Source organism: Glutamicibacter sp. BW78 (genome assembly GCF_002332245.1).
Taxonomy (GTDB): domain Bacteria; phylum Actinomycetota; class Actinomycetes; order Actinomycetales; family Micrococcaceae; genus Arthrobacter_H; species Arthrobacter_H rhombi_A.
The window spans coordinates 382,083-406,538 of the sequence record NZ_NRGU01000030.1; the positions used below are offsets into that span (position 1 = coordinate 382,083).

The 24,456-nt window shown below is 64.3% G+C and carries 24 protein-coding genes; 11 read left to right on the forward strand and 13 right to left on the reverse strand.

From position 1 onward, the window contains the following. The first annotated feature begins 101 nt into the window (after window positions 1–101). Window positions 102–1,949: an ABC transporter ATP-binding protein gene (locus CIK75_RS06275; RefSeq protein ID WP_241895330.1), complete on the forward strand. Its 1,848-nt coding sequence runs from the start codon at window positions 102–104 to the stop codon at window positions 1,947–1,949. Further along, window positions 1,946–3,754 carry an ABC transporter ATP-binding protein gene (locus CIK75_RS06280; protein ID WP_086997778.1) on the forward strand — a complete coding sequence of 603 codons (1,809 nt, stop codon included), beginning with the start codon at window positions 1,946–1,948 and terminating at the stop codon, window positions 3,752–3,754. Before CIK75_RS06275 ends, CIK75_RS06280 begins: the two co-directional genes overlap by 4 nt. 97 nt (window positions 3,755–3,851) lie before the next feature. Here the strand turns inward: CIK75_RS06280 and CIK75_RS06285 are convergent, their stop codons facing one another. Continuing rightward, window positions 3,852–4,157 (reverse strand): hypothetical protein, encoded by a 306-nt coding sequence (locus CIK75_RS06285; protein WP_086997775.1) that lies wholly within the window; start codon window positions 4,155–4,157, stop codon window positions 3,852–3,854. Window positions 4,158–4,328: 171 nt separating this feature from the next. On the opposite strand from CIK75_RS06285, the gene CIK75_RS06290 reads away from it, so the two are divergent. Beyond that, a complete protein-coding gene (locus CIK75_RS06290; RefSeq protein ID WP_086997773.1) occupies window positions 4,329–5,567 on the forward strand; it encodes a helix-turn-helix transcriptional regulator in 1,239 nt (412 codons plus the stop codon). A 70-nt stretch (window positions 5,568–5,637) separates the two neighbouring features. On the opposite strand, the gene CIK75_RS06295 is transcribed toward CIK75_RS06290, so the two are convergent. Together CIK75_RS06295 and purD are read right to left on the reverse strand one after the other, a co-directional pair. Then, window positions 5,638–6,543 carry a phosphoribosylaminoimidazolesuccinocarboxamide synthase gene (locus CIK75_RS06295; protein WP_086997771.1) on the reverse strand — a complete coding sequence of 302 codons (906 nt, stop codon included), beginning with the start codon at window positions 6,541–6,543 and terminating at the stop codon, window positions 5,638–5,640. After that, entirely contained in the window at window positions 6,543–7,829 is a 1,287-nt protein-coding gene (purD, locus tag CIK75_RS06300) for a phosphoribosylamine--glycine ligase (protein WP_086997768.1), read from the reverse strand. Before purD ends, CIK75_RS06295 begins: the two co-directional genes overlap by 1 nt. A 53-nt stretch (window positions 7,830–7,882) precedes the next feature. Here purD and CIK75_RS06305 point away from each other — a divergent pair, with 53 nt between their 5' ends. Genes CIK75_RS06305 through purM form a run of 6 tightly spaced genes read left to right on the forward strand, consistent with a single transcriptional unit; the run spans window position 7,883 to window position 13,009 of the window. After that, entirely contained in the window at window positions 7,883–8,494 is a 612-nt protein-coding gene (locus CIK75_RS06305) for a class I SAM-dependent methyltransferase (protein ID WP_086998012.1), read from the forward strand. A 34-nt stretch (window positions 8,495–8,528) separates the two neighbouring features. Next, on the forward strand, window positions 8,529–9,527 hold the full coding sequence (locus tag CIK75_RS06310; protein WP_086997765.1) for an asparaginase: 999 nt from the start codon (window positions 8,529–8,531) through the stop codon (window positions 9,525–9,527). Between the two features lie 4 nt (window positions 9,528–9,531). Further along, the gene (locus CIK75_RS06315; RefSeq protein ID WP_086997763.1) at window positions 9,532–9,915 is read left to right on the forward strand and encodes a sterol carrier family protein; all 384 of its coding nucleotides are present in this window, start codon (window positions 9,532–9,534) and stop codon (window positions 9,913–9,915) included. 3 nt (window positions 9,916–9,918) lie between these two features. Next, on the forward strand, window positions 9,919–10,254 hold the full coding sequence (locus CIK75_RS06320) for a hypothetical protein (RefSeq protein ID WP_241895331.1): 336 nt from the start codon (window positions 9,919–9,921) through the stop codon (window positions 10,252–10,254). A gap of 47 nt (window positions 10,255–10,301) precedes the next feature. Beyond that, complete coding sequence (purF, locus tag CIK75_RS06325) at window positions 10,302–11,852, forward strand: amidophosphoribosyltransferase (RefSeq protein ID WP_086998007.1); 1,551 nt, start codon at window positions 10,302–10,304, stop codon at window positions 11,850–11,852. A gap of 14 nt (window positions 11,853–11,866) precedes the next feature. Continuing rightward, window positions 11,867–13,009, forward strand: a complete 1,143-nt coding sequence (gene purM / locus CIK75_RS06330) for a phosphoribosylformylglycinamidine cyclo-ligase (RefSeq protein WP_086997759.1) — start codon at window positions 11,867–11,869, stop codon at window positions 13,007–13,009. Window positions 13,010–13,070: 61 nt separating this feature from the next. Here the strand turns inward: purM and CIK75_RS06335 are convergent, their stop codons facing one another. Further along, window positions 13,071–14,045 carry a Sir2 family NAD-dependent protein deacetylase gene (locus CIK75_RS06335; RefSeq protein ID WP_241895332.1) on the reverse strand — a complete coding sequence of 325 codons (975 nt, stop codon included), beginning with the start codon at window positions 14,043–14,045 and terminating at the stop codon, window positions 13,071–13,073. A gap of 118 nt (window positions 14,046–14,163) precedes the next feature. After that, window positions 14,164–14,391 carry a DUF3073 domain-containing protein gene (locus CIK75_RS06340; protein WP_086997752.1) on the reverse strand — a complete coding sequence of 76 codons (228 nt, stop codon included), beginning with the start codon at window positions 14,389–14,391 and terminating at the stop codon, window positions 14,164–14,166. Window positions 14,392–14,587: 196 nt separating this feature from the next. On the opposite strand from CIK75_RS06340, the gene CIK75_RS06345 reads away from it, so the two are divergent. Then, window positions 14,588–15,184 carry a septum formation family protein gene (locus CIK75_RS06345; RefSeq protein WP_096223390.1) on the forward strand — a complete coding sequence of 199 codons (597 nt, stop codon included), beginning with the start codon at window positions 14,588–14,590 and terminating at the stop codon, window positions 15,182–15,184. Here the strand turns inward: CIK75_RS06345 and clpB are convergent. The 4 genes from clpB to CIK75_RS06365 all read right to left on the reverse strand — a co-directional run bounded on the left by clpB (window position 15,181) and on the right by CIK75_RS06365 (window position 20,316). Next, the gene (gene clpB, locus CIK75_RS06350; protein ID WP_086997746.1) at window positions 15,181–17,793 is read right to left on the reverse strand and encodes an ATP-dependent chaperone ClpB; all 2,613 of its coding nucleotides are present in this window, start codon (window positions 17,791–17,793) and stop codon (window positions 15,181–15,183) included. The two genes, CIK75_RS06345 and clpB, sit on opposite strands and share 4 nt — an antisense overlap. A gap of 120 nt (window positions 17,794–17,913) precedes the next feature. Next, a complete protein-coding gene (locus CIK75_RS06355; protein WP_086997743.1) occupies window positions 17,914–18,477 on the reverse strand; it encodes a hypothetical protein in 564 nt (187 codons plus the stop codon). Continuing rightward, window positions 18,477–19,643, reverse strand: a complete 1,167-nt coding sequence (locus tag CIK75_RS06360; protein ID WP_086997739.1) for a globin domain-containing protein — start codon at window positions 19,641–19,643, stop codon at window positions 18,477–18,479. Before CIK75_RS06360 ends, CIK75_RS06355 begins: the two co-directional genes overlap by 1 nt. 256 nt (window positions 19,644–19,899) lie before the next feature. Next, window positions 19,900–20,316, reverse strand: a complete 417-nt coding sequence (locus CIK75_RS06365) for a YccF domain-containing protein (RefSeq protein WP_086997736.1) — start codon at window positions 20,314–20,316, stop codon at window positions 19,900–19,902. An 88-nt stretch (window positions 20,317–20,404) separates the two neighbouring features. On the opposite strand from CIK75_RS06365, the gene trmB reads away from it, so the two are divergent. Further along, entirely contained in the window at window positions 20,405–21,271 is an 867-nt protein-coding gene (gene trmB / locus CIK75_RS06370) for a tRNA (guanosine(46)-N7)-methyltransferase TrmB (RefSeq protein WP_086997733.1), read from the forward strand. Between the two features lie 16 nt (window positions 21,272–21,287). On the opposite strand, the gene CIK75_RS06375 is transcribed toward trmB, so the two are convergent. From CIK75_RS06375 to CIK75_RS06390, 4 genes are all read right to left on the reverse strand, one after another. After that, complete coding sequence (locus CIK75_RS06375; protein WP_086997730.1) at window positions 21,288–22,226, reverse strand: alpha/beta hydrolase; 939 nt, start codon at window positions 22,224–22,226, stop codon at window positions 21,288–21,290. A gap of 11 nt (window positions 22,227–22,237) precedes the next feature. Further along, entirely contained in the window at window positions 22,238–22,684 is a 447-nt protein-coding gene (locus CIK75_RS06380; protein WP_086997725.1) for a MerR family transcriptional regulator, read from the reverse strand. Window positions 22,685–22,744: 60 nt separating this feature from the next. Further along, entirely contained in the window at window positions 22,745–23,722 is a 978-nt protein-coding gene (locus CIK75_RS06385) for a DnaJ C-terminal domain-containing protein (RefSeq protein WP_086997722.1), read from the reverse strand. Window positions 23,723–23,805: 83 nt separating this feature from the next. Then, window positions 23,806–24,441, reverse strand: coding sequence for a nucleotide exchange factor GrpE (locus CIK75_RS06390; RefSeq protein ID WP_086997718.1), 636 nt, complete (start codon window positions 24,439–24,441; stop codon window positions 23,806–23,808). Window positions 24,442–24,456: the final 15 nt, after the last annotated feature.

The following is a 24,456-nucleotide window of genomic DNA, read 5'->3' on the forward strand; positions in this document are numbered from 1 at the left end:
TCGTGGGAGCACACCACCTCGCTGATTGATGAAACCCAACCGGTGGTTGTACGCTGTCTTTGATTGCTGTAGGCAAACACAACAGATCGAGGACGCCCTCCGTGGTGCAACACCAGAATAGTCAGCAACAGCCCGACGCCCCGGCGTCGTTCTGGCAAACCGTGAGCCGACTCGGCCCACAAATCCGCCCCTTCGCTCCCCGCCTTTTCGCGGGATTCCTCTGCGCGCTCGGAGCAGGCGTCGTGGCCCTAACGATCCCGCAGGTTCTGGGCCAGATGGTCAAGTCCGTGCTGCACGCCGGCGGCTCAACAGCCGACGTCTGGTTCAGTGTCGGCATCGTCGCCTTGCTGGGGCTGGCCGAGGCGGTACTGGTCTTCTTCCGGCGGATCTTCGTGATCACCCCGGCGGCACGCATCGAAACGAACCTGCGCGTGGGGATGTACCAGCACCTGCAACGACTCCCCGTGGCCTTCCATGACAAATGGGGCTCCGGCCAGCTGCTCTCGCGCTCCATGGCCGACCTCGGGCTGCTGCGCCGCTGGCTGGCCTTCGGCTCGATCATGCTCATCGTCTCCACCGTGACCGTCCTGGTGGGCCTGACGCTGATGTTCACCAGTAGCTGGCTGTTGGGGACGATTTATCTGATCGGGGCCATCCCGATCACCATCCGCGCCTTCTACTTCCGCAACGTTTTCCGCATCGCCAGCCGGCTCAGCCAGGACCAGGCAGGTGACCTGGCCACCAACGTGGAGGAATCAGTCCATGGCATCCGGGTCATCAAGGCCTTCGGCCGTGGCAGCGAGGCCCTGGAAGGATTCGGCGTCCGGGCCAGACGACTACGGGACACCGAAATTAACAAGGCGCGTACGCTTTCCGGTTTCCTGATGTTCGTGGTCTCCATCCCCGAAGTGACCCTCGGCGTGGGCCTGCTGGTCGGCATCTGGCTGACAGCCCAAGGCGAACTCGACGTCGGCGATCTGACGACCTTCTTCGCCACCGCTGCCGTCCTGGCCGCCCCCGTGGAAGGCATCGGCATGCTGTTGGGCATGACCCTGACGACGAAGACCGCCCTGGACCGCCACTTCGACGTCATGGATACCCTCAACAGCATCGACTCCCCCACCACACCGGCCCGCCCGGCCAGCCCCGAGGGGCGGTTGAGCCTGCGCAACGTCTCCTTCAGCTACCCCGACGCCCGCCCCGGGACCGCACCGGTCCTGGCCGGGGTCGACTTGGAGGTCGAACCGGGAGAAACCATGGCCCTGGTCGGGACCACCGGCAGTGGCAAGTCGACCTTGCTGCAACTGATTCCCCGGCTGTACGAAACCTCAGGCGGCAGCGTGGCCATCGACGATGTGGATGTGCGTCACTACGATCTCGAGGAGTTGCGCACTGCCGTATCGGTCGCCTTCGAAGACACCACCCTATTTTCCTCGTCGATCTCGGAAAACATTCTCCTGGGTGCCTCAATTCCCGCCGGGACGGCCCCGCGAACCGCCCTGGAGGAGGCGCTGGATGTCGCCCAAGCCCATTTTGCACACGATCTCGAGGACGGCGTCGACACGGTCATCGGCGAGGAAGGCCTCTCCCTCTCGGGGGGCCAACGGCAACGGATCGCCCTGGCCCGGGCCATTGCCGCCAAACCCCGCGTCCTGGTCCTGGATGACCCGTTGTCGGCCCTGGACGTGCGCACCGAGGAGGCAGTGACCGAGCGCCTGCGCGCGGTGGTCGCCGATATGACGACCCTCATCGTGGCCCACCGCCCCTCGACGGTGATGCTCGCCGACCGGGTCGCGCTGCTCCGCGATGGACGGATCGACGACGTCGGCACCCACACCGAACTCCTGAGCCGCAGCGACCACTACCGCTACGTGATCGCCAGCCTCGATGACCCACCCACGGTGGAGGACGTCCTGCAGACCAAAACCGGAAAGGGATCCGAAGCATGAGCGGCACACGCGGCGTCGAGAACGAAGACCAGATTCTGCTCGGGCGCGAGGACCGGGCCCGGGTCAGGTCCCGTTCCTGGGCCCTGCTCAAACAGTTGGCGGCCACCCAAAAACCCCTGCTGGCCCTCACCGTGGTCCTGGTCGTCGTCTCCAACCTGGCCCGCGCCTCCTTCCCGCTTATTGTCGCGTGGTCCATCTCCTGGGCGCTGCCTCAACTGATGGACGGCAACACCACCCCCTTCGCGCTGACGGGAGGGCTCTACATCGTGTCCGGACTCCTCGCAGGGCTGCTGTTGGGTTGGTACAACCTCTGCACGGCCAAGGTCAGCCAGGCCATGCTGCTCACCCTGCGGATGCGCGTCTTCCGGCACACCCAGCTACTGAGCCTGGAATTCCACGAGAAGTACACCTCGGGACGGATCATTTCCCGGCAGACCTCCGATCTGGAGACCCTACGGGAGCTGCTGGACCAGGGCATTTCGGAATTGGCCTCCGGCATCGTGTTCATCACCTTCACCGCCGTCAGCATTTTCTTGTTGGATTGGCGTTCGGGGCTGATCATTCTCTGCGCACTGATCCCCATTTCGGTCATCTTCAGGTGGTACCAGAAGCGTTCCGAGCTGGTCTACCGCGAGTCCCGCGTCTTCTCAGCCCGGCTGATCACCTCCTTCGTGGAGACGATGACCGGAATTCGTGCGGTCAAGGCCTTCCGGAGGGAACGTGATAACAACGAAAGCTACCGCGCAGTCGCCCACGACTACCGCGACAACTCCATCCGCTCCATCAACCTCTTCGGTGTCCTGCAACCGTCCCTGGTCCTGATCGGCAACCTGACGGTGGCCGCACTGCTGCTCTTTGGCGGCTTCCGCGTCCTCGAGGGGACCCTGGACGTCGGGACACTCATCGGCCTGCTGCTGGCCGGGAAGCGGGTCTTCCAGCCCGTGGACCAGATCGCCATGTTCTACAACTCGCTGCAAGCCGCCACGGCTGCCCTGGAAAAGGTTTCCGGCCTGCTCGAGGAAGAGCCCACCGTCGTCGACCCCGAGGATCCGCTGCCGTTGGAGGATCCCACCGGGCATATCGAGTTCCGTCAGGCGGTCTTCGGCTACGGGGACGGGCCGGTGGTCATGGAACGCTTCGACCTCGACATCCCCGCCGGCCAGACCGTTGCCGTGGTGGGCCAGACCGGTGCCGGAAAGTCGACCCTGGCCAAGCTCATTGCCCGGTTCTACGATCTATCCCACGGCTCCTTGACCCTGGACGGCGTCGAACTGAGTCACCTGGCCAACGAGGACCTGCGCCGGGCAGTGGTCATGGTGACCCAGGAGGCGTTCCTGTTCTCGGGCACCGTCGCCGAAAACATCGCCTTAGGTAAGCCGGGGGCATCCGTCGACGAGATCATTCTGGCGGCACGGGCCGTGGGGGCCGATGAATTCATCAAATCCCTCCCCGACGGCTACGACACCGACGTGAATAAACGCGGGGGCCGGGTCTCGGCGGGCCAACGTCAGCTCATCTCCTTCGCCCGGGCCTTCCTGGCCGACCCGGCAGTCCTCATCCTGGACGAGGCCACCTCGTCCCTGGACATCCCCAGCGAACGGCTGGTCCAGCGCGGGCTGCAGACCCTGTTGGGCCAACGGACGGCCCTGATCATCGCCCACCGGCTGTCCACCGTGGAGATTGCCGACCGGGTTCTGGTGGTCCATGACGGGCGAATCGTCGAGGACGGCAGCCCCACCGAGTTGGTGCAAGCCGGTGGACGCTTCGCTGCCTTGCATCACGCCTGGCAGCAAAGCCTGAACTAGCCTCCGGCAGGCACGCAAATGGTCCGGCCCCCCAAGGGGCCGGACCATTTCCTTCTGACATCAATGCTCCTGCGGTGTTCCCAGCGGAACGCCGGGATCAGGAGACGGCTGCGTGCGGCCAGTTACCAACATTGATCGTTGAGTGCGGCCAGTCACCCACATTGATCTTTGAATGCGGCCAATTGCCCACGGCAACTGCCGAGTGCGGCCAGTCACCCACATTGATCGTTGCGTGCGGCCAATCGCCGACGTTGATCGTGGCATGTGGCCAATCACCAACTGCTACAGAGGAATGCGGCCAGTCGCCGACGTTCGGGGTGGCGTGGGGCCAGTCTCCGACAGCCAGGACCGAACCGGCCGCCAGGGCGGCCGTGGCCGCGAGCGCTGCAACAAGCTTCTTCAATGTCTTCTCCTTGTGTGGGTCGCCACGAATTCTTCGATATATACCTCAGTGAGTGGCGCATCACTTAACATTCATTGTAAATTGGAAGGAACATGTTTCGTCAAGGTTTGCTACTAGACCTTTTCGAATAACAGAGAAATATTCACTTCCAGTTCGTTCTAAGGGGTTTCCATGGGAATCAAATTCGGCGAAAAGCTCCGCCATGCTCGCCAGCAGATGAAGTTGACCCAGGCCCAGCTCGGACACGGTAAATACTCCACGAGTTATATTTCTCTTTTGGAGACAGGAAGTCGTGAACCGACCGCAGATATCATCACCGAGCTATCCGCCCGACTGAATTTGGACCGCGAACTCATGGATTCGTGGAACACCCCGGTCTCGGCCGATGAGGCGGAATTCGTCCTGTTAGAGCACCGGGCCCGCCAGTCGTTCACAGCTCGCGAATATTCCGACGCCGGAGAGACGGCCGCCGAAGCGGCGTTGGTGGCGCTGCGGCTCAAGAATTCGAGTGCCTGGTGGAACATGATGTTCCTGCGCGCCGAGGCGCTACGGGACCAGGGCCGCCATGATGAATACCGCACGACCGCCGAAGAGGTCCTGAACCACCCGCTGACGGACGAGTCGCTCGCGTTGAAGGTGCGGGCTGAAACCCTGGTCGCCAATGCCTACCTGGGACTGGGGAAACTGCATATCGCCGTCGAGCATGCGATCACCGCCGTCGACCTGGGGAAGAATCTGCCCGGGGACTCGCTGATCTACATCGGCGCACTGTTCTCGCTGATCGCTTCCCTGGCCGAATCCGGGCAGCTCGACGCCGCCTGGACCAGTTGTGAAGCATTGGCCGAGGCGGTGGCCGAAGGTGCCCCCAGCCAGACGGCAGGCAACGCCTACTGGGCGATCGGCAATGTGGCCTTCAAACGCCAGGACATCGTCTCGGGCCTGAGCAACCACCAATTAGCTGCCCAGCGACTGCTGCCTGCCAGCGATATCGAACAGTGGGCCCGCTTCAATAAGGCCTCGGCGTCGATGCGGTTGACTGCCGGTGTGGTTGAACCCGAGACGTTGGAGTGCATCGAAAAGGCCGAGCTGGCGATCAGTGTCATCGGCGGCAATCCTGCCGAAGCCCTGGAATTGGGTCTGATCCGCGCCCGCTGGCTGCACCTGAACGGCCAACCCGAGCAGGCGCTCGAGGAACTCGCGCCCGTCGAAAAGGACCGGGAGATCCTCTCCCAGCACCTCCAGGGAGAAATCGACCTGCTCACGGCCCGCTGCATGGTGGGCATGGGCAACGGAACCGAGGCCATCGACCACCTCGCCCGCGCCCAGCAGGCCTTTGCCTTGGCCGGTTCCCCGGACCGCGCCTCGCTGGCGATCGAATTGGCGACAGAGATCCGCGCTTCACGACGCTAGGAACCCCACGCGTGGGGCGGGAGGTTCTTCGCGCCCCACGTTCGGCCGCGGTGGCAGAAACCTCCGCCGGTCAGGCCGTGAAGGTGTTCCCGGTGAGTCGTTCGTAGGCTTCGATATAACGGGCCCTGGTGCGCTCGACGACCTGCTGGGGTAGTGGCGGTGGGGGGACGGCGCTGGTGCGGTCCCAGCCCGAGGCATCGGAGACGAGCCAGTCGCGGACGAACTGTTTATCGAAGGATGGCTGGGCCTGCCCCGGAACATAGGTCTGGGCATCCCAGAAGCGTGAGGAATCGGGGGTCAGCACCTCATCGCCGAGGGTAATGGCCCCGGTGGCCGGATCCAGGCCGAATTCGACCTTGGTGTCGGCCAGAATGATGCCGCGTTCACGAGCAATCGTTTCGGCCCGGGTATAAATACCCAGGGTCAGATCACGCAGCTGCCCGGCCACTTCGGCTCCGACCCGTTCGACGACCTCGTCGAAGGTGATGTTCTCGTCGTGTTCGCCCACCTCCGCCTTCGCCGAGGGGGTGAAGATCGCCGGCTCCAGCGCCGAACCATCGACCAGCCCTTCGGGTAATGGAAGTGAACACACGGTCCGGTTCCCCCGGTACTCCGTCAGCCCCGAGCCGGTCAGGTAGCCGCGGGCAATACATTCGATCGGGTACATCTGCAGTTTCCGGCACACCATGGCCCGGCCGGCAACGGCTTCGGGCACCGCGGTGGAGATGACATGGTTGGCGAACCCGTCGAGTTGGTCGAACCACCACAGGCTCAGCTGGGTGAGGACCTTTCCCTTATCGGGGATCGGGGTGTCCAAAACGAAGTCATAGGCGCTGATACGGTCACTGGCGACCACCAGCACCCGATCGGCCTCCTCGGGAGAGATTCCTGCGGGGGTGTACAGGTCGCGGACCTTGCCCGAATACAGGTGATCCCATCCCGGTAGTTCCAGGATCTCGGTGGTGAAGCCGGTCATCAGTGGCCTTCCGGTTCGACGATGATTTTTCCTTGTTCTGCCCGCAGGGCAATATCGGTTCGATGCTGGCTTCCCGCGAGGCCGATCTTGGCGATTCCCGCGTAGGCCCGCTCCCGTGCCGAGGACAGGCTCTTCCCCAAACCAACGACCGCGAGGACCCTGCCCCCAGCGGAAATGGTGGCGCCGGCGTCGTTCACGGCAGTTCCTGCGTGCAGGACGCTGACCCCCTCAAGGGCTGCTGCTTCGTCGAGCCCGGTAATGACGTCCCCAGTCACCGGGGCATCCGGGTAATGGGCCGACGCCACCACGACGCCAACCGCTGTTTCCGGGCGCCAGGTGAGCGGTTCGACGTCGTCCAGGGTGCCCTGGGCCGCCGCCAGTAGAAGTGAGCCCAGCGGGGTCTTGAGCCGGGCCAGGACGGCCTGCGTTTCGGGATCCCCGAACCGTGCGTTGAATTCAATGACCCTGATGCCACGACGGGTCAGTGCCAGCCCGCAGTACAGGACACCGGTGAACGGGGTGCCGCGGTCTGCCATGGCGTTGATGGTCGGTCCGGCCACCCGTTCCATGACGTCGTCGACGAACCCCTCGGGGAGCCATTCCAGCGGACTATAGGCGCCCATGCCCCCGGTGTTCGGGCCTTGGTCGTCGTCGAAGATGCGTTTGAAGTCCTGGGCAGGTGCCAGCGGAACGGCGTGACGCCCATCGGAAAGGACGAAGAGGGAGACCTCGGGGCCGTCCAGGAATTCTTCGATGACGACACTGCCGCCGGCGGCGAAGCATTCGGCCGCATGGGCCAAGGCTTCCTCGCGATCCCCGGTGACCACGACCCCCTTGCCCGCGGCCAGACCATCGTCCTTCACCACGTAGGGTGCCCCGAAGGCGTCCAGGGCGTCGGCCGCGCTGACGGCATCGGTGGCGACCCGGGCCATCGCGGTCGGGACACCGGCGATGGCCATGATTTCCTTGGCGAACGCCTTGGATGCCTCCAACTGGGCTGCTGCCTGGGAGGGGCCGAAGACCGGGATATTGGCCGCCGTCAGGGCATCGGCGACACCGGCTGCCAACGGGGCTTCCGGTCCGACGATCACCAGGGAGGATTGCAGTTCCCGGGCCAGCGCAAGGACTGCCTCCGGGTTCTGCGCATCGACGGCGTGGGCCTGAACGTCGGCGGCTATGCCGGCGTTTCCCGGGGCCGCATGGACCTCGGTGACGAATGGATCGTTGAGGAGGGAACGAATAATGGCGTGTTCGCGGCCGCCCGGGCCAATGACGAGTACCTTCACGATCCCCTAGCCTACCGGGGCGGGAGGCACTCGGCTTGAGTAGGGTGGTCGGTGTGCGTAAAGAAACCCTCTGGGAAGCCCAGTGCAAGGAAAATCCTGGACATTCACGGTCCTATATCGAACGTTTCGAGTCCCTACGCGCCGAAGGGGCCGACCTCGACGGTGAAGCGCGTCTGATTGACGCCATGCTCCCGCGGGGAAGCAAGATCCTGGACGCCGGGTGCGGCCCGGGACGTGTGGGCGGGGAACTGGGACGGCGCGGTCACCAGGTCGTCGGTGTGGATGCCGACCCGGTGCTGCTCGCGGCGGCGAAGGCCGCCTTCCCGGAACAGGACTGGAGGGTCGGCGACCTCTCCGAATCCACACTGTCGGCGGAGGAAGCCACCTTCGATCTGGTGGTCTGCGCCGGCAACGTCATGGCGTTCCTCGCGCCGGGGACGGCACCAGCGGTGTTGCAGGGCTTCCATTCACTGCTGGTGGACGGAGGCCGCGCCGTCATCGGCTGTGGCACGGATCGAGGGTACGACCCGGAGGTCTTCCAATCCGATGCGCTGGCCGCTGGATTCACCGTGGACGGTTTGTTCTCCAGCTGGGATCTACGCCCGTACCCCGGTGACACCAATTTCGTGGTCGCTGTTCTGGGCCGCGCGGCCTCCGCCGCCTGAGCCGGATCAGCGGAACGGCGAATACACTAGGGGCATGCCACAGACCCACCCCGACTTCGCCGATCTGGCCGTCATCGACCGCAGCGGCCTCGTCGAGTCGCGCCACGCAGGTACGGCCGTCGTCCTCGGAGCCGACGGGGCGGTCCTGCATGCGCTGGGCGATATCGACGCCCCGATGTATCCACGCTCTTCGCTTAAGCCCTTTCAGGCGCTGGCCTCCATGCAATCGGGCGTCCCCTTACGCGGCGCGGAGGTCGCCTTGGCCTGCGCCAGCCACGTGGGCAGCACCGAGCACCAGGAACTGGCGGCGTCGATGCTGGCCAAGGCAGGACTCTCCGAAGCAGATCTGCAATGCCCCACTGCATGGCCCCGACATGAAGCCACCCGCATGGACTCCATCCGTTCCGGTGGGTCCCCCTCCCGACTAGCCTTCAACTGTTCCGGCAAACATGCTGCCTTCCTCTGGGCTTGTACCGAGAACGGCTGGGACACCACCACCTATCTGGACCCGGAACATCCACTGCAACGGCGGGTCGTCGAAGTCGTGGAGGACTACGCCGGGGAGAAGATCACCCATCTGGCGGTCGACGGTTGCGGGGCCCCGGTTCCGGCAATTTCCCTCAGGGGTCTGGCCTCTGCCACCGGGAGGTTGTCCCGCTCCCCCGGACATAAGTCCTCCGACGCCCGGGCGACGACGATCGCCACCGCCATGCTCGACTACCCCTGGGCCGTGCACGGACACGGTGAGGAGAACACGGTGGTCATGGAGGATCTGGGCATCATCTCCAAGCTCGGGGCCGAGGGCGTGCTGATCCTGGGTACCCCTGAAGGGGTCTCCTGCGCCTTGAAGATCCGCGACGGCAACTCCCGAGCCGCCACGCTGGTCGGTCTGACCCTGCTGGCCTCCGTTGACGCCCTCGAGATCGATGCGCTGACCGCGGTCCTCGAGAAAATCAACAAGCCGGTCTTGGGCGGTGGCCGGCCGGTGGGCCGCATCCGTGTCGCCAAACCGGTGTTGGATCTGTTGGATTAAGGGCATGGCTGTACGACGACGGATTCCCGCCGAACAGGGGCTCGCTGCGGTGGCCGCGTGGCGGCAGGCCGACCATGAGGCACGGGCAGCCCTTCCCCGTCCGACGATTGCCATGGCCGTACGTTATGCCCTGGAGGAACTTTCCGAACGGGCCGAAGGCAACTCGGTGGAAGTCAGGGTTCCACCCTTCGGGGTCGCCCAGTGTGTGGCAGGCCCCCGCCACACCCGAGGCACCCCACCGAATGTGATCGAACTCGATGCCACGATCTGGCTGCCGTTGGCCACCGGTGAACTCGGTTGGTCCGAAGCGGTGGCCGCCGGTTCGCTTTCGGCTTCGGGGCTCCGGGCCGACCTGTCCGAACATCTCCCACTCTTCGGTATCCTTTAAGGCATGGATTCACCCCGTTCCGCGCCCCTTCCACCCGACCGCGACAGCAGTTCAGCCTCCGAATCCGTGGAGGTCGTGGTGTCCAGTTCGCCCAAGTTCTGGCCCTTCGTCGGCGTCGGGGCGGCCGTCGGCATCCTTGCTGCTTTATTCACCGCATTGGCCGGGGATCCGGGGGCCGAATTCACCCGTGGCTCGGTGTTCGGTTTCTTCGCCGTCGTCTTTGGACTGGCGGGGGTCATGCTCGGCTGCATCGGCTACCTGGCCGTCGACGCCATTCTGCGTCGGCGTACCACCCGGGCACGTGCGGTCCCCATGGATGACGGGAGCGCGTCAAAGTAGCAGCTCCAAGACCTGCAGGTCACCCACAACGTGCAAGAATGATGACCATGGTGCGTGGTGACGGAATGCTTTCACATGATCTTTTGGCCGACGAGAAGGGCCCGCAGGACGAATGCGGGGTCTTTGGTGTCTGGGCCCCCGGCGAGGACGTGGCGAAGCTCGCCTACTACGGCCTCTATGCCCTGCAACATCGCGGTCAGGAATCCGCAGGCATCGCTACCTCGGATGGCCAACGGATCAACGTGTACAAGGACATGGGGTTGGTGTCTCAGGTCTTCGATGAGAACACCCTGAATTCGATGAGCGGGCACATCGCCATCGGGCACTGCCGCTATTCGACGACCGGCTCCAACCATTGGGCCAACGCCCAGCCCACCTTGGGTGCCACCGCCGATGGCACGGTAGCCCTCGGCCATAACGGAAACCTGATCAACTCCGCAGAATTAATGGAATTGGTCGTGGCCGAACAGGGCTCGAAGTTCCGTGGCGAACTCGCCCAGGGCAATACCACCGACACGGCCCTGGTCACCGCGTTACTGCGGGGCGAGGAAGGAACCAGTTTCGAGCAGACTGCCTTGGACCTGCTGCCCAAACTCCAGGGCGCCTTCAGCCTGGTCTTCATGACCGAAGGCACGTTGTATGCGGCCCGTGATCCTCACGGGGTCCGTCCGCTGGTTCTCGGTCGGCTCTCTCGCGGCTGGGTGATCGCCTCCGAACAAGCAGGTCTGGCCACCGTCGGCGCCAGCTTCATCCGAGAGATCGAACCCGGCGAATTCATTGCCATCGACGAAGAGGGCATCCGCTCCCAACGTTTCGCCCCCGCGACCCCCGCCGGCTGCGTTTTCGAATACGTCTATCTGGCCCGCCCCGACGCCGCGATCAACGGCCGCTCGGTCTACGAGTCCCGGGTGGATATGGGACGCCAACTGGCCCGTGAGAACATCACCGAAGCAGATATCGTCATTCCCGTCCCGGAATCGGGCACCCCGGCGGCCATCGGCTACGCCGAGGAATCGGGCATCCCCTTCGCCCACGGCTTCGTGAAAAACGCCTATGTCGGCAGGACTTTCATCCAACCCTCACAGACGTTGCGGCAACTGGGTATCAAGCTCAAACTCAATGCCCTCGAACCGGTCATCCGGGGCAAACGCGTCATCGTGATCGACGATTCGATCGTGCGCGGCAATACCCAGCGGGCGGTGGTGCGGATGCTTCGGGAGGCTGGCGCCGCGGAAATCCATGTCAGGATCTCCTCCCCACCCATCAAATGGCCCTGCTTCTACGGCATCGACTTTGCTTCCCGGGCCGAACTGATCGCCAACGGAGCCACCATCGAGGAGATCACCACGTCGGTCGGCGCCGATTCCCTCTCCTACATTTCGCAGGACGGGATGATCGCCTCCACCAAGCAGCCGCGCGAACGCCTGTGTACCGCCTGCTTCTCGGGGGACTACCCGATCCCGCTGCCCGATCCGCAACACCTGGGCAAGAACCTGCTCGAAAGCCCCAACGCCGGCAGCAACGGCTGCGATCCAGGCCCTGACGCAGAGTTCGAGAACACCCTCACCCCCGCAGACAAGACCCCGAGCTCCCAGTAAAGGACGCCCACAGAATGACTTCCTCCCACCCCGGATCCGCAGGCATCACCTACGCAGCAGCCGGCGTCGACGTCGAGGCCGGCGACCGCGCCGTCGAACTCATGAAGGACGCCATCAAGGCCACCCATAATGATTCGGTCATCGGTGGGGTGGGCGGTTTCGCCGGCCTTTTCGATGCCAGCGCCCTGCGCTCCTATCAGAGGCCGCTGCTGGCTACTTCCACGGACGGCGTCGGAACCAAGGTCGCGATCGCCCAGGCCATGGACATCCACCACACCATCGGCCAGGACCTCGTGGGCATGGTCGTCGATGACATCGTCGTGGTCGGGGCCAAGCCGCTGTTCATGACCGACTACATCGCTTGCGGCAAGGTTGTTCCCGAACGCATTGCCGACATCGTCCGTGGCATCGCCGAGGGCTGCTCGCTGGCCGATACCGCCCTCGTCGGCGGGGAGACCGCCGAACACCCTGGCCTGCTCGGTGAGCACGACTACGATATCGCCGGTGCTGCAACCGGTGCGGTGGAGGCCGACGCCCTGCTCGGCCCGGAACGGGTGCGCGAGGGTGACGCGGTCATCGCGATGGCCTCTTCCGGCATCCATTCCAATGGTTATTCCTTGGTCCGTAGCGTCATCAATCATGCCGGCTGGGCGCTGGAACGCGATGTCCCCGAATTCGGGCGCACGCTTGGCGAGGAACTTCTGGTCCCGACCCGCATCTACACGGCGGACTGCCTTGACCTGATGGACCAGCTCAATACCGGCAGCACCATGGCCCTGCACGGTTTCAGCCATGTCACCGGTGGCGGTCTGGCGGCGAACCTGGCCCGGGTCCTGCCGCAGGGGCTCATGGCTTCCGTGGACCGCTCGACCTGGTCACTGCCTGCGGTGTTCACCCTGATCAGCGAGCTGGGGGGTGTCCCGCAGTCCGATATCGAGCGCACGCTGAACCTCGGCGTGGGCATGATCGCCATCGTCGATGGCGCCTCGGCGGATGCCGCCGTGACCCGTTTGAACGAACGTGGCGTCCCGTCCTGGGTTGCCGGAACTGTCGGGACCGTCACCGATGAAGCCGCGGGCGCCGGCGTGGACTTCGTTCAGGGCGCCAAGGGCGTGGACGGCGGGGCCGTACTGATGCACGGCAACTACGCGAGCTGATTCGCCCCTGAGGCCAACCGCCGCGTTCCCGGCCAGGGGGCGCGGCGGTTGGCGTTGGTCTTCAGTCCAGCGGATCAGCCAGCCGAGAGGCGCCAGTGGCCGTATGCGGTCCTTCGATCCCCAGTGCCTGTGTCAGTTCCTGCAAGGCAGGGGTGACCCTGGTCCGCCATCTCCAATCGGCCTTGGAATCCCCACGGCTGGGGCCCCCATTGATGATGCCTACCGGGCGGCCTGCGGCAACGGCGTTGAGCACTAATTTATAGCCACTCATGACCGCCAGGCTCGACCCGATGACCAGAAGTCCACCGGAGCTCTCCTCGAGGCCTTTCAGGGTGGCCTTGCGCTGGGCCGGGACGTTCTCCCCGAAGTAGACGACGTCGGGTTTGAGCTCGATGCTTCCGCAGGCCAGGCAACCGACCATGGTGAAGTCGGAAATCTGTTCCTCGGAGAGGGTGATATCGCCATCGGGGTTCACGGACCCGGGGTCCACGACGATGCGTTCGAGGTATCCGGGGTTGGCTTCGACCAGACGTCGGTCTAAATTGACTCGGTTTTCCACGACGCCGCAGTTCAGGCACTTCACTTCGTCGAGGTCTCCGTGCAACGGCAGAACGTCGGTGGATCCGGCGCGACGGTGCAGGCCGTCAACGTTCTGGGTCACGACCCCGTTGAGGAATCCTGCGTGCTGCAGTGCTGCCACCAGCCGGTGCCCCTCGTTGGGCTCCGAGACGGACATCCTGCGCCATCCCACGAAGCTGCGGGCCCAATAGCGTTGGCGGGCACCGGGGTCGTGTTTGAACTCCTGGAAGGTCATCGGCCGATGTGATCGCAGGGAGCCGTTCGGACCACGGTAGTCGGGAATCCCCGAGTCGGTGGAGATCCCGGCCCCGGTCAGGGCCAGGACGGATCCGCCATCGAGCATCTCGGTGATACCGCGGCGTGCCACGTCGGGGTCATGCGGTGGCATCGACTCGGCAACGACCCGTTCAATGGAACGAATGGCCGCCTGGTGGGCGTTGGCGATGGGTAGTTCCATGGGCATCATCCTGACGTTTGGGCACAAAAGAATACGCGGACGACATTGCTGTGTCGTCCGGCGTCAGTGCACCGTATCGGGTGGAACTTATCGCCACCGCACCGAAAAGATGCCGTGGTCAGCCGATCCGACGGGATTCGCCCTCGTCGTCATCGCTGGAATACCTGTCCGCATACTCCGCGTAATCCGCGTCGTAGGAATCGTCGGCATGCGAAGAGGAGCCTGCTCCATGACCGCGGCCTTGTCCCAGCTCGCGTTGCAGGGCAGACAAATCAGTGGCCGGGGAATAGTACTTAATATCCCTGGCCTGTCGTGTCGCTTTTGCCTTCTGACGGCCGCGCCCCATGGCGTGACCCCCTTTATCGCTAGATCCGGAGGTGGTCCCTCGCTTCAAGGAGGAAGGCCCCGGAGAATGTGGCTGTTTCTTTCGTATTCCAAGGTTAACATGTTTCCCAGTCGGGTGCCGTCTCAGCGGGTCATAAGCGCCGGTTAGAGTAGGTGGTAATACTCTCATCGCCGCACTCGTCCTGAAGGGAGCGCCCGTGGAGCAGCCCCCTGATCAGCATCCGCAGGGTTACCAACCCGCACGGTCGGCTCAGACTCAGGCCTCCCACCGGTTCGGGGTCGCTCCCGTGTGGTTAGTGATCGGTTCCATCGGCATCATCCTGATCCTGATCTTCGGCATCACCCGCTTGGTTCATGTCATGCAGCCGACCCCGGAACCGGCGACGAGCGTGCCGCGGAACAGCTCCCCGGGTATCGACGGGATCATTGCGGAGATGGCCCCCGCCACCCAATTCGAGGTCGGCGATTGCCTGACCGAGTTCAGTTCCCCCCTGGAACCGGCGACGATCGTCACCTGCTCGACGCCGCATGCGGCCCAGCTCATTGGCCTTGAGACCCTTGATGACGTCCCCTTCCCCGGCGATCCACGCGTGACCTCAAAAGCCGAAGAGGCCTGCCGGGCCATCAAGCTCGATCCTGCCGCGGCGCTGGAAGGCACCTGGAATTATGCCTTCAGCCGGCCCTCGGCAGGAACGTGGGAGGCCGGGGATCGCAGCGTCGCCTGCTTCCTCGCCTTGGAGGACGGAACGACGACGGTTTCGCTCCTCCCGGCCCCCGAAACGACCACAACCTAACTGGCGGTGGGTCCTTCAGGCCCTGCGGACCGATGGATCGTTAGCGCGCCCTGATCGGCATCCAGCTGGACGTCGACGGTGTCCCCGTCGACGATTTCTCCCGAGAGCACCGATTTGGCCAACCGGTCCCCGATTTCGCGTTGGACCAGCCGGCGCAGGGGCCGCGCCCCGTAGGCGGGGTCGTAACCGGTTTTGGCCAGCCATTGCCTCGCTTCGTCGTTGACCCGCAGTGTCAGTCGACGCTCAGCAAGTCGACGGCTCAGGGTTGCCACCTGGATTTCCACGATCCGGCCCAGCTGCTCGAGCGAGAGCGGGTCGAAGAGGATGACGTCATCGAGGCGGTTCAGGAATTCAGGCTTGAAAGAGGTGTTCACAATGTTCATGACCGCTTCCCTCTTGGCGTCGTCCGCCAGGTGGGGATCGACCAAGAACTGGGAACCTAGGTTGGAGGTGAGCACCAGAATGGTATTCCGGAAGTCCACCGTGCGCCCCTGCCCATCGGTCAAGCGCCCATCGTCGAGGACCTGCAGGAGGATGTCAAAGACCTCAGGGTGGGCCTTCTCGACCTCATCCAGCAGGATCACCGAGTACGGCCGACGACGGACCGCTTCGGTGAGTTGTCCGCCTTCCTCGTAGCCGACATATCCCGGAGGGGCTCCAACGAGCCGGGAGACCGAATGCTTTTCCGAATATTCGGACATGTCGATACGCACCATGGCGTGTTCGTCGTCGAAGAGGAAGTCCGCAAGCGCCTTGGCCAGTTCTGTCTTGCCCACACCGGTGGGCCCCAGGAACAGGAACGATCCGGTCGGCCGGTCGGGGTCGGCGATCCCGGCCCGGGAACGGCGCACTGCGTCGGAGACCGCGGTGACCGCGCTGCCCTGGCCGATCAGTCGTTGCCCAAGCAGGGACTCCATATCCAACAGTTTCTGGCTTTCCCCCTGGAGCATGCGCCCCGCGGGGATCCCGGTCCAGGCGGAGATCACGTCGGCGATGTCATCGGCGGTGACCTCGTCGGAGACCATCGTCTCTTCGTGAGCCCCCTCGGCTTCTTCGGCCTGGGCGGCATCGAGTTGACGCTGCAGCTCGGGAATCTCTCCGTACAACAGGCGCGATGCCTTCTCCAGGTCACCTTCACGTTGGATGCGTTCAGCCCGTGAACGCAGCTCATCGAGCTGGACCTTGAGGTCACCGACACGGTTGAGGCCCGCCTTTTCGGCTTCCCACCGTGCGTTCAGGGCATCGAGTCGTTCCCGCCGGTCGGCCATATCCGCCCTGAGGGCCTCGAGTCGCTCCCGTGAGGCGGGATCACTTTCGCCCTTGAGGGCGAGCTCCTCCATGGTCATCCGGTCCACCACCCGACGCAGTTCATCGATTTCTTCGGGAGCCGAATCAATCTCCATCCGCAGACGGGAAGCGGCCTCGTCGACCAGGTCGATGGCCTTATCCGGCAGCTGCCGTCCTGAAATGTACCGGTTGGACAGGGTGGCCGCGGCCACCAGGGCCGAATCGGCGATCTCGACCTTATGGTGCGCCTCGTAGCGTTCCTTGAGGCCGCGCAGGATACCGATGGTGTCGTCGACGCTGGGCTCGCCGACATACACCTGGGCGAAGCGGCGTTCCAGGGCAGGATCCTTCTCGATGTTCTGCCGGTACTCATCCAAGGTGGTGGCACCGATCAGCCGCAGTTCCCCGCGGGCCAACATCGGTTTGAGCATGTTGCCGGCATCCATGGCGCCCTCGGAGGCGCCGGCACCGACCACGGTGTGGATCTCATCGATGAACGTGACGATCTGCCCATCGGAATCACGGATCTCCTCCAGTACCGCCTTGAGCCGTTCCTCGAACTCGCCACGGTATTTGGCCCCGGCGACCATGGACCCCAGGTCCAGGGCAATGAGGGTCTTTCCGCGCAACGATTCGGGGACGTCACCGGCGATCATCCGCTGGGCCAGTCCTTCGACGACAGCCGTTTTGCCGACTCCCGGGTCGCCAATGAGCACCGGGTTGTTCTTCGTCCGGCGGGAGAGCACCTGAACGAGGCGGCGGATTTCGGCGTCACGGCCGATCACCGGGTCGAGTTTGCCCGAGCGGGCGATGGCCGTCAGGTCGGTGCCGAACTTCTCGAGGGCCTCAAAGGTGCTTTCGGGGTCTTCCGTATCGCGAGGGTGATCCCCGCGCAGTCCCTCTACCGCTGCCTTCAGTGACTGCTCGGAGGCCCCTGCCGAACGCAGGATCTCCCCCGTTTTCCCTGCGTCGGCTGCCAACCCCAGTAGCAGGTGCTCTGCAGAAACGCGGCTGAAGCCCAAGTCGGAGGCAGCCGTGGTGGCGGCGTTGATGACCTGCAGGAAGGACCTCGAGTATTGGGCTTGGGCGACGGTGCTGCCGGAGGAAGCGGGCAGATCACGGATCGCCCCGCTGGCAGCCACGGAAACCGAATCCGGGTCGACCCCTGCCTTCTTCAGTAACTCAACAGCCAATGATCCGCGGTCGTCCATGAGTGCCTTGAGCAGGTGAGCCGGTTCGACCTGGGCGTTACCTGCGGTGGAGGCGTTCATGCCGGCAGCTGAGAGGGCTTCCTGGCTCTTGGTGGTGAATTTCGCGTCCATGTGGATCCTTTCCTGGGAGGTCCATCCTCGTTTCAAACTTGAGTCTACCTGACTCAACTATGTTTTGGGATGGATTATTCCTGGGGCGAAGTCCCGGAGCCGAGGGCCACTTCGGCTGGCTCAGTGACCCCCGTTCGCCGGTGAATTCGCGGCACTAGCACCGAACTGCGGCAAATGGCCCAACTGATCCACCTGCTCGGCCAAGGCGTCAATCACGGAGCGCAGCTGGACCTGGGCCACCCGCGTGTAGGTGCGGACGTACTCGATTTCCGGAACGGGCTCGTTGTAGCCCGGGACACCAGGGGCCGCCGGAGCAGCGGCACCGCCCGCATTCTCTTCAGCTTTCTGCAGGATTTCCGTATATTGCTTTCGAGCACCGTCGATGAGGTCATGGGCATACTGCTCGGCCTCGCTCACGTGCTGATCGGCGATGATCTGGGCCCGGCTCAGCAGGTTCACGGTTTCGGCACTCACATCCATCGCTGGGCCGTGGTCTTCTTCGACGCGTCGTCGAAGCGTCAGAATTTCCTCACGGTCCGACGCCATCTGCCGGGCGGCATCGGAGAGGAAGGAATTGATGGCCGCCGGGTCGAGTCCACCGGCTTCCACGGCCGGAAACATGGCATCGCGAACGGCTTCTGGCGTCAGGGGGCGAACTGGCTGTGTGTCATGGGCAGAGGGCATTATCGGGATCCTTCTTCGTCGGTCTGGCCGATGGCCGAGGAACTCTTATCAAGAGTTGCGAACGTTTCGTAGCGGAGGTCCTCCGGGGCGAGCCCAGCAGCCCCCAATTGGGCCACGGCATGCCCCACCATGGGCGGCGAACCACAAATCAGGGCTGTTCGCCCGGCCCATGACCCTTCGGCGGCAACGGCAGATCCCACCAAACCGCGTAGTCCATGGAAGGTCGGGTCGTCCGAGACGACCGGCCGGTAGGTGAACCAGGGTTCTTCCGTCAGCGTGGTGAGCTTGTCATGATCGTAGAGGTTCCACGGAAGTCGGGCGCCGTGGAACAGGTCGACTCGCGGCCCGGCCCCTTCGGCCCTCCACTGTGTGTTGATTTCATCCAAGACCGCAGCCAGTGGGGCCAGCCCCGTTCCCCCGGCAACCATGAGCAGGTCGTTGTCATTGAATGGACGGGTGAGTTGGTCACCCATCGGAGCGCCCAGTCGGGCGGTGTCACCGGGGCGGACTTTGCGTACCGCGGTGCTGCTGAACTGTCCGCCGGGCACCAGCTGGATATGGAGCTCCACCAAGCCATCCGAGCGCGGCTGGTTGGCAGGTGTCACGTAGCGCCACAGACGTGGCAGTCGTCCCAGTTCCATCGCCATGGATTGCCCGGGCCGGTAGTCCATGGCAACCGAGGTCCGCATTTGGAGGACTGTGACGTCGATGCTCCGTCGATCAACGGAGACCACCTCGGCATCCCACCACGGCGGTGCATCGTCAGCAGCGTCCTCGGCGGCAATGACCATGATCTTTGCGATCTGGCCGTAGGCTGCCGACCAATCCGCTGCGACGCTTTCGGTCCATTGGCTGCCCAGGAACTGTTTGAGAGTTGCTAGCAACGATGAGCCGACCGCAGAGTAGTGCTCCGGTTCCACCGCGAAGCGTCGGTGATCGCGCCCCAGTTCCTCGATGAAACCCGTGTCCGAGTCCAGTTTTTCGACATTGCTGACGATATGGCCCAGGGCGCCGAACAGCTTATCGCGCTGGCTGGCCATGGAAACCGGGAACATTTCGCGCAGTTCCGGGTGGGTGATGAATAAGTGGGAATAGAAGTACAAGGGGGCTTCATCGCCGGCCTGCGACATATCCGCCCAGGTGCTCTTGAGCATTTCAATGTTCATGGCAGCTCCCACAGTCGTGGAATGCGGTCGCGTTACACGCCGTCCTCCGACTCGATACAACTGCCATCTGACCTATTCGGTCCATGTATTGCTATCAACTCTCGTTGTGGGGGCCATCACTGTCGGTCGATAACTATGCCACAAAAGTCAATACCGTAAGGGTGGATTCCAAAAGGACTCGACGTGCCCGACGAGACGGAAGCTCTTTGGACCTCGAGGGCTTCGTCGAGTTAATGGGCACCTGACCGGTGGTGGGTCAGGCTGCCGGCCCCATCGGCAAACGTGAACCCGAGGGGACGATGACCTTTCCCAACGGGACCAGGGACACGGGGATCAATTTGAGGTTGGCGATGCCCAACGGAATGCCGATGATGCTCACGAACATCGGGATCGCGGTCACCACGTGACCCAGAGCAATCCAGATCCCTGCCACCAGGATCCAGACGACGTTACCCACGGTGGAGAAGAACCCGGTTCGTCCTCCCCGGTCGACGATGGTGCGCCCGAAGGGCCACAGCGCATAGTTGGCAATTCTGAAGGACGCCAGGCCGAAGGGGATGGTCACGATCAGCAGGCAGCACACGACGCCGGCTATCAGGTAGCCCAGAGCGAGCCAGAGGCCGCCGAAAACGAGCCAGATGATGTTCAGGATCAGGTTAAGAGGTCCGTTCATGTCTCCAGTGTGCCTGTCACCAGCCAACGCCGCCATCCGGGAAGACCCTGACATGACGCCGGGGGCGACGACGACTAACGTTGACCTAATGAATGATCCCGCAGCCCCCAAGCCCCCGGTCAACGGCCGTGCCGCCGACGATTTGCGCTTCTACCGGACCGATCCGGTGTCTTTCGTCCGCCGCGGCTCCCGTTTGCATGGCAAGCGCAAGGACTCGTGGGACCGGCTTTCCGGAGATTACGTCATCCAGGTTCCGCGCCATCATGCAGATACCTCGGTCCACGAAGATTTTCGCTTCGACGCCGAGGAGGCCTTCGGCCGCAAGGCCCCGTTGACCGTGGAGATCGGCACCGGCCTGGGCGAGGCCATCGCCGAAGCCGCGGAGGCACACCCCGAACGGGACTTTCTCGCCGTGGAGGTCTACCTGCCGGGTCTGGCCCAGCTCATGGCTCGGATCGACGCGAAGGGCCTGACCAATGTGCGGGCCGTGCAGGCGAACGCCCCCGAGGTCCTCGACGTCATGCTGGAGCCGGGTTCCGTGGACGAACTCTGGATCTTCTTTTCCGACCCGTGGCATAAGACCCGGCACCATAAACGTCGGTTGATCAAGGAATCGTTCCTGCCCAAGGCCTCCCGTGTGCTGGCCCCCGGCGGTATCTGGCGGCTGGCCACCGACTGGTCCCAGTATGCCGAACAGATGCGTTCGATCCTCGACGCCTCACAGGATTTCTCCTCCCTCCACCCCGGAGAAGAAGCCGGGGAGCACTCCCCACTCACCCGGGTCCGCCGCGACGGGCTGGAAGGCCACGACCCCGAACCGGATTTCACGGACGACATCGGCGGTTGGGCTCCGCGCTATGAGGGGCGAATCCGCACCAGCTTCGAGGCCAAGGCCATCGCCGCCGGCCGCCTCGTCTTCGATCTGGCCTACCGCATGGAGCCCGACGCCGGCTGAGGGGCTACCGGGGCTGCTAGCCGAACTCGGGGGTCCCCCCGATGAGGATGCGCGCCAGATTGTGCAGGGAGAGCGTGCCGGGGTCCCGATAACCATATTCGGGATCGTCCGTTCCGGGCACGAAGCGGGAGGTGTTATGCCCGGTGACGGCTTGTAGCCCCGATTCCGGGTGGCCCTCCACCGCGAACGGGAGCCCCGCAACCGTGGTTCGAGCGCTCAGGATCCGGCCGTAGCGTGCCAGCAGATCTTTCCTGGCCACCGCCTCATACCTCCGGTGCGGTGGGACGCCCAAACATGAGGGGTCCCGCAGCAGGCGCTCGGGAATGCCCGCGGAACCGATGGTCGCCAACGTGTCGATCCGGGTTCCCGCCGTTGCGGGCCGGTGCCCACCGGTGCCCAACCGGGCGAGCGCATATGCGGCCAGCGTTGCACCGTAGGAATGGGCTTCAATCGCCGTATGGGTGGTGCGAGGAAGCAGTTCCCCCACGCGACGGATATCGTAGGCCAAACGCGCCGCACACGTCCGGGCCGCATGGTCCGAGAGGGCCTTCAGCAGGCCCGGCGCCGGGTAACCAAGCCACGCGATGACTGCCGGGCGTTCGGCACCGGCGGCACGCTGTTGGAGCAAGAGTTCGCCGGCTTCGCGGGCGGTGCCCCACATGGCCGTTCCAGGGCGGATCCCGGCTCCGGAGATCTGCCAGGTCAGGTGGGTGGCGTGGTCCGGGTCCCCGAGCACCACGGCCGCCAGCGGATGGGGCCCTGCCAGGTCGAGGAAGAGGAGACGTCTGGCGGGAAGACGCGAGGTCATGGACGTCGCTCGCAGGGCATGGGCGACCCCATCCACTGCTGCCCGACGGTCCTGGTTGAAACCGTCACGTCGCCTCTTGGCGTTCTCGAACTCGCGCTCCGCCCGGGTGATGAGCTCGGCAACGGTCGCCGGGCCTCCGGAGACCATCGGTGATCCGCCTAGTCCTGGGCTCGCCAGATGACGACGGCCTGACTGCGGGCCCGGGGGCGTTCTCCCCGGGCGAGGGTGACGATGTCACCGCCACCGGATCCTGCAGCAAAGACGCGCTGCAGTTCAGAGGAGCGACGGTCGGCTTCGGCCAGTTCCTGGCTCAGCTCGGCTACACGGGAACGCAACGCCGCGACTTGGTTCTCAAGTTCGAGGACGCGCCGGATCCCTTCCAAGGAGACCCCTGCCTTGGAGAGGCTCTGAACCTCCCGCAGGAGTTCGACGTCGTGCTTTGAATAGCGACGCTGCTTACCGCGCTGCCGCGAGGGCGATACCAGACCCATCCGGTCATACTGGCGCAGTGTCTGCGGGTGCATATCGGCCAGTTCGGCCGCGACGGAAATCACGAAAACCGGGATGAAACGATCATTGATGGCCAGTGCCTTGCCTACTGCCATGTGCTTGCCTCCTCCTGGTGTGTTCGGTTCCGCGGGGTGTTTCGCGTTCGGTTCCCGCCGTTAGAGTACTGCCTTGGCGGCGATTTCTGCGCGCGGATTCGCGTCGCTGGTGGCTGCTGCGAAAGCCTTCACGGCCTCCTGCGCCTCGGCGTTGAGCTTCTGCGGAACGACGACCTCGAGGGTGACCAGCAGGTCGCCGGTGGCCTTGGACGTCTTCACGCCACGCCCCTTCAGGCGCAGGGTCCGCCCGGATGAGGTTCCTGCGGGAACCTTCATCTTCACGGTCTCCCCCGTCAGCGTGGGAACCTCCAACGTGGTCCCCAGGGCTGCCTCGGCGAAGCCCACCGGGAGGTGGATCCGGATGTTATTGCCCTCGCGGGCGAAGAAGGCATGTGGTTTGACCGAGACCTTCACCAACAGATCGCCGTTTCCTGCCGGACTGCGCTGGCCCTTTCCGCGGACCCTGACGCTCTGGCCGTCGCGGATGCCCGCGGGGATGCGCACGTCGATCACTTCGCCATCAGGTTCACGCAGCCCGATGCTGGTGCCGCGGATGGAACCGGCGAAGGAAATGGTGGTGGAGGCGGTCCGGTCGGCGCCCTTCTGCGGTGCCTGCTGGAATCCACCGAAGCCTCCGCCACCGAAAAGGTCGGCAAACTCCGGGGGAACTTGCCCACCGCCGGGGAACCCGCCACTGCGGCGTCCCCCACCTCCGGAATTGAAGAGGTTGCCGAAGACGTCGTCGAAGCCGGCACCTCCGCCGGCCGGCCCGCCGGCGCCTCCCGAGGTGAAGCGGGCGCCGGAGCCCATGGCCCGGATGGCGTCGTACTGTTCGCGTTCCTCGGGGTCGGACAGCACAGCATTTGCCTCGGTGATGTCCTTGAACTTCTTTTCCGCGGCGTCGTCGCCGGGATTGGTATCAGGGTGGTATTTGCGTGCCATCTTGCGATAGGACTTCTTGATATCGGCTTCGCTGGCGTCCTTGGAGACGCCGAGGGTGGCGTAGAAATCCTTATTGACCCAATCCTGACTGGCCATCGGGCGCCTCCTGTTTCCTGGTTGTTTCTCAAGCTAATGGGGTGCCGGCCGCCCCACCTGGGGTGGGACGGCCGGGGTGTGGCTTATTCTCCGGTGGAGACAACCACCTGGGCTGCGCGGATGACGCGCTCGCCCTTCTGGTAGCCGATCCGCAGGACCTGGGCCACGTGGTCCTCGGGGACCTCGGAGCTGGGCTGCTGCATCAGGGCTTCGTGGAAGTTGGGGTCGAAGACGACTCCTACTTCCTCGATCCGGGTCAGGCCGTGGCCCGCGAGGATGGCGTCGATCTTCTTTGCCACCGCCGCGAACGGCCCTTCCTCGAGATCGCCGTGCTTGCGAGCGGCGTCGAGGTCATCGAGCACCGGGAGCAAGCTGACCAGCACCGACTGGACGGCGAGTTCGCGAACCGACTCCCGGTCGCGCTCCACGCGCTTGCGGTAGTTCACATACTCGGCCTGCAGCCGCAGCAGGTCGTTACGCAGTTCCGCTTCGACGTCGGACGTCGCCTCGGGCTGCTCCTGCGCTTCGCCTGCCTCGTTGAGGATCTGCTCGGCCTGGGCCAGCGCGTCCTCGGACTCGGCGCCTTCCGCTGCAGCGGTCGCTTCCTCATGCCCTTCGGCGCCGCGCACTTCGCCCGTCTCGGGATCGACCTTGCGCTTATCGGTGAAGCGCACCGGTTCGTCGCCGTCGTGCCCTTCTTCGTTGCCGTGTTCTGGCATCAGCTTCGAACCGCC

Coding starts and splice junctions, on each gene's coding strand:
- CIK75_RS06280 (WP_086997778.1), top strand. CDS start 1,946: ATGAGCGGCACACGCGGCGTCGAGAACGAAGACCAGATTCTGCTCGGG.
- CIK75_RS06290 (WP_086997773.1), top strand. CDS start 4,329: ATGGGAATCAAATTCGGCGAAAAGCTCCGCCATGCTCGCCAGCAGATG.
- CIK75_RS06295 (WP_086997771.1), bottom strand. CDS start 6,543: ATGACCGGCTTCACCACCGAGATCCTGGAACTACCGGGATGGGATCAC.
- CIK75_RS06310 (WP_086997765.1), top strand. CDS start 8,529: ATGCCACAGACCCACCCCGACTTCGCCGATCTGGCCGTCATCGACCGC.
- CIK75_RS06315 (WP_086997763.1), top strand. CDS start 9,532: ATGGCTGTACGACGACGGATTCCCGCCGAACAGGGGCTCGCTGCGGTG.
- CIK75_RS06320 (WP_241895331.1), top strand. CDS start 9,919: ATGGATTCACCCCGTTCCGCGCCCCTTCCACCCGACCGCGACAGCAGT.
- purF (WP_086998007.1), top strand. CDS start 10,302: ATGGTGCGTGGTGACGGAATGCTTTCACATGATCTTTTGGCCGACGAG.
- purM (WP_086997759.1), top strand. CDS start 11,867: ATGACTTCCTCCCACCCCGGATCCGCAGGCATCACCTACGCAGCAGCC.
- CIK75_RS06335 (WP_241895332.1), bottom strand. CDS start 14,045: ATGGAACTACCCATCGCCAACGCCCACCAGGCGGCCATTCGTTCCATT.
- CIK75_RS06340 (WP_086997752.1), bottom strand. CDS start 14,391: ATGGGGCGCGGCCGTCAGAAGGCAAAAGCGACACGACAGGCCAGGGAT.
- clpB (WP_086997746.1), bottom strand. CDS start 17,793: ATGGACGCGAAATTCACCACCAAGAGCCAGGAAGCCCTCTCAGCTGCC.
- CIK75_RS06355 (WP_086997743.1), bottom strand. CDS start 18,477: ATGCCCTCTGCCCATGACACACAGCCAGTTCGCCCCCTGACGCCAGAA.
- CIK75_RS06360 (WP_086997739.1), bottom strand. CDS start 19,643: ATGAACATTGAAATGCTCAAGAGCACCTGGGCGGATATGTCGCAGGCC.
- CIK75_RS06365 (WP_086997736.1), bottom strand. CDS start 20,316: ATGAACGGACCTCTTAACCTGATCCTGAACATCATCTGGCTCGTTTTC.
- trmB (WP_086997733.1), top strand. CDS start 20,405: ATGAATGATCCCGCAGCCCCCAAGCCCCCGGTCAACGGCCGTGCCGCC.
- CIK75_RS06375 (WP_086997730.1), bottom strand. CDS start 22,226: ATGGTCTCCGGAGGCCCGGCGACCGTTGCCGAGCTCATCACCCGGGCG.
- CIK75_RS06380 (WP_086997725.1), bottom strand. CDS start 22,684: ATGGCAGTAGGCAAGGCACTGGCCATCAATGATCGTTTCATCCCGGTT.
- CIK75_RS06385 (WP_086997722.1), bottom strand. CDS start 23,722: ATGGCCAGTCAGGATTGGGTCAATAAGGATTTCTACGCCACCCTCGGC.
- CIK75_RS06390 (WP_086997718.1), bottom strand. CDS start 24,441: ATGCCAGAACACGGCAACGAAGAAGGGCACGACGGCGACGAACCGGTG.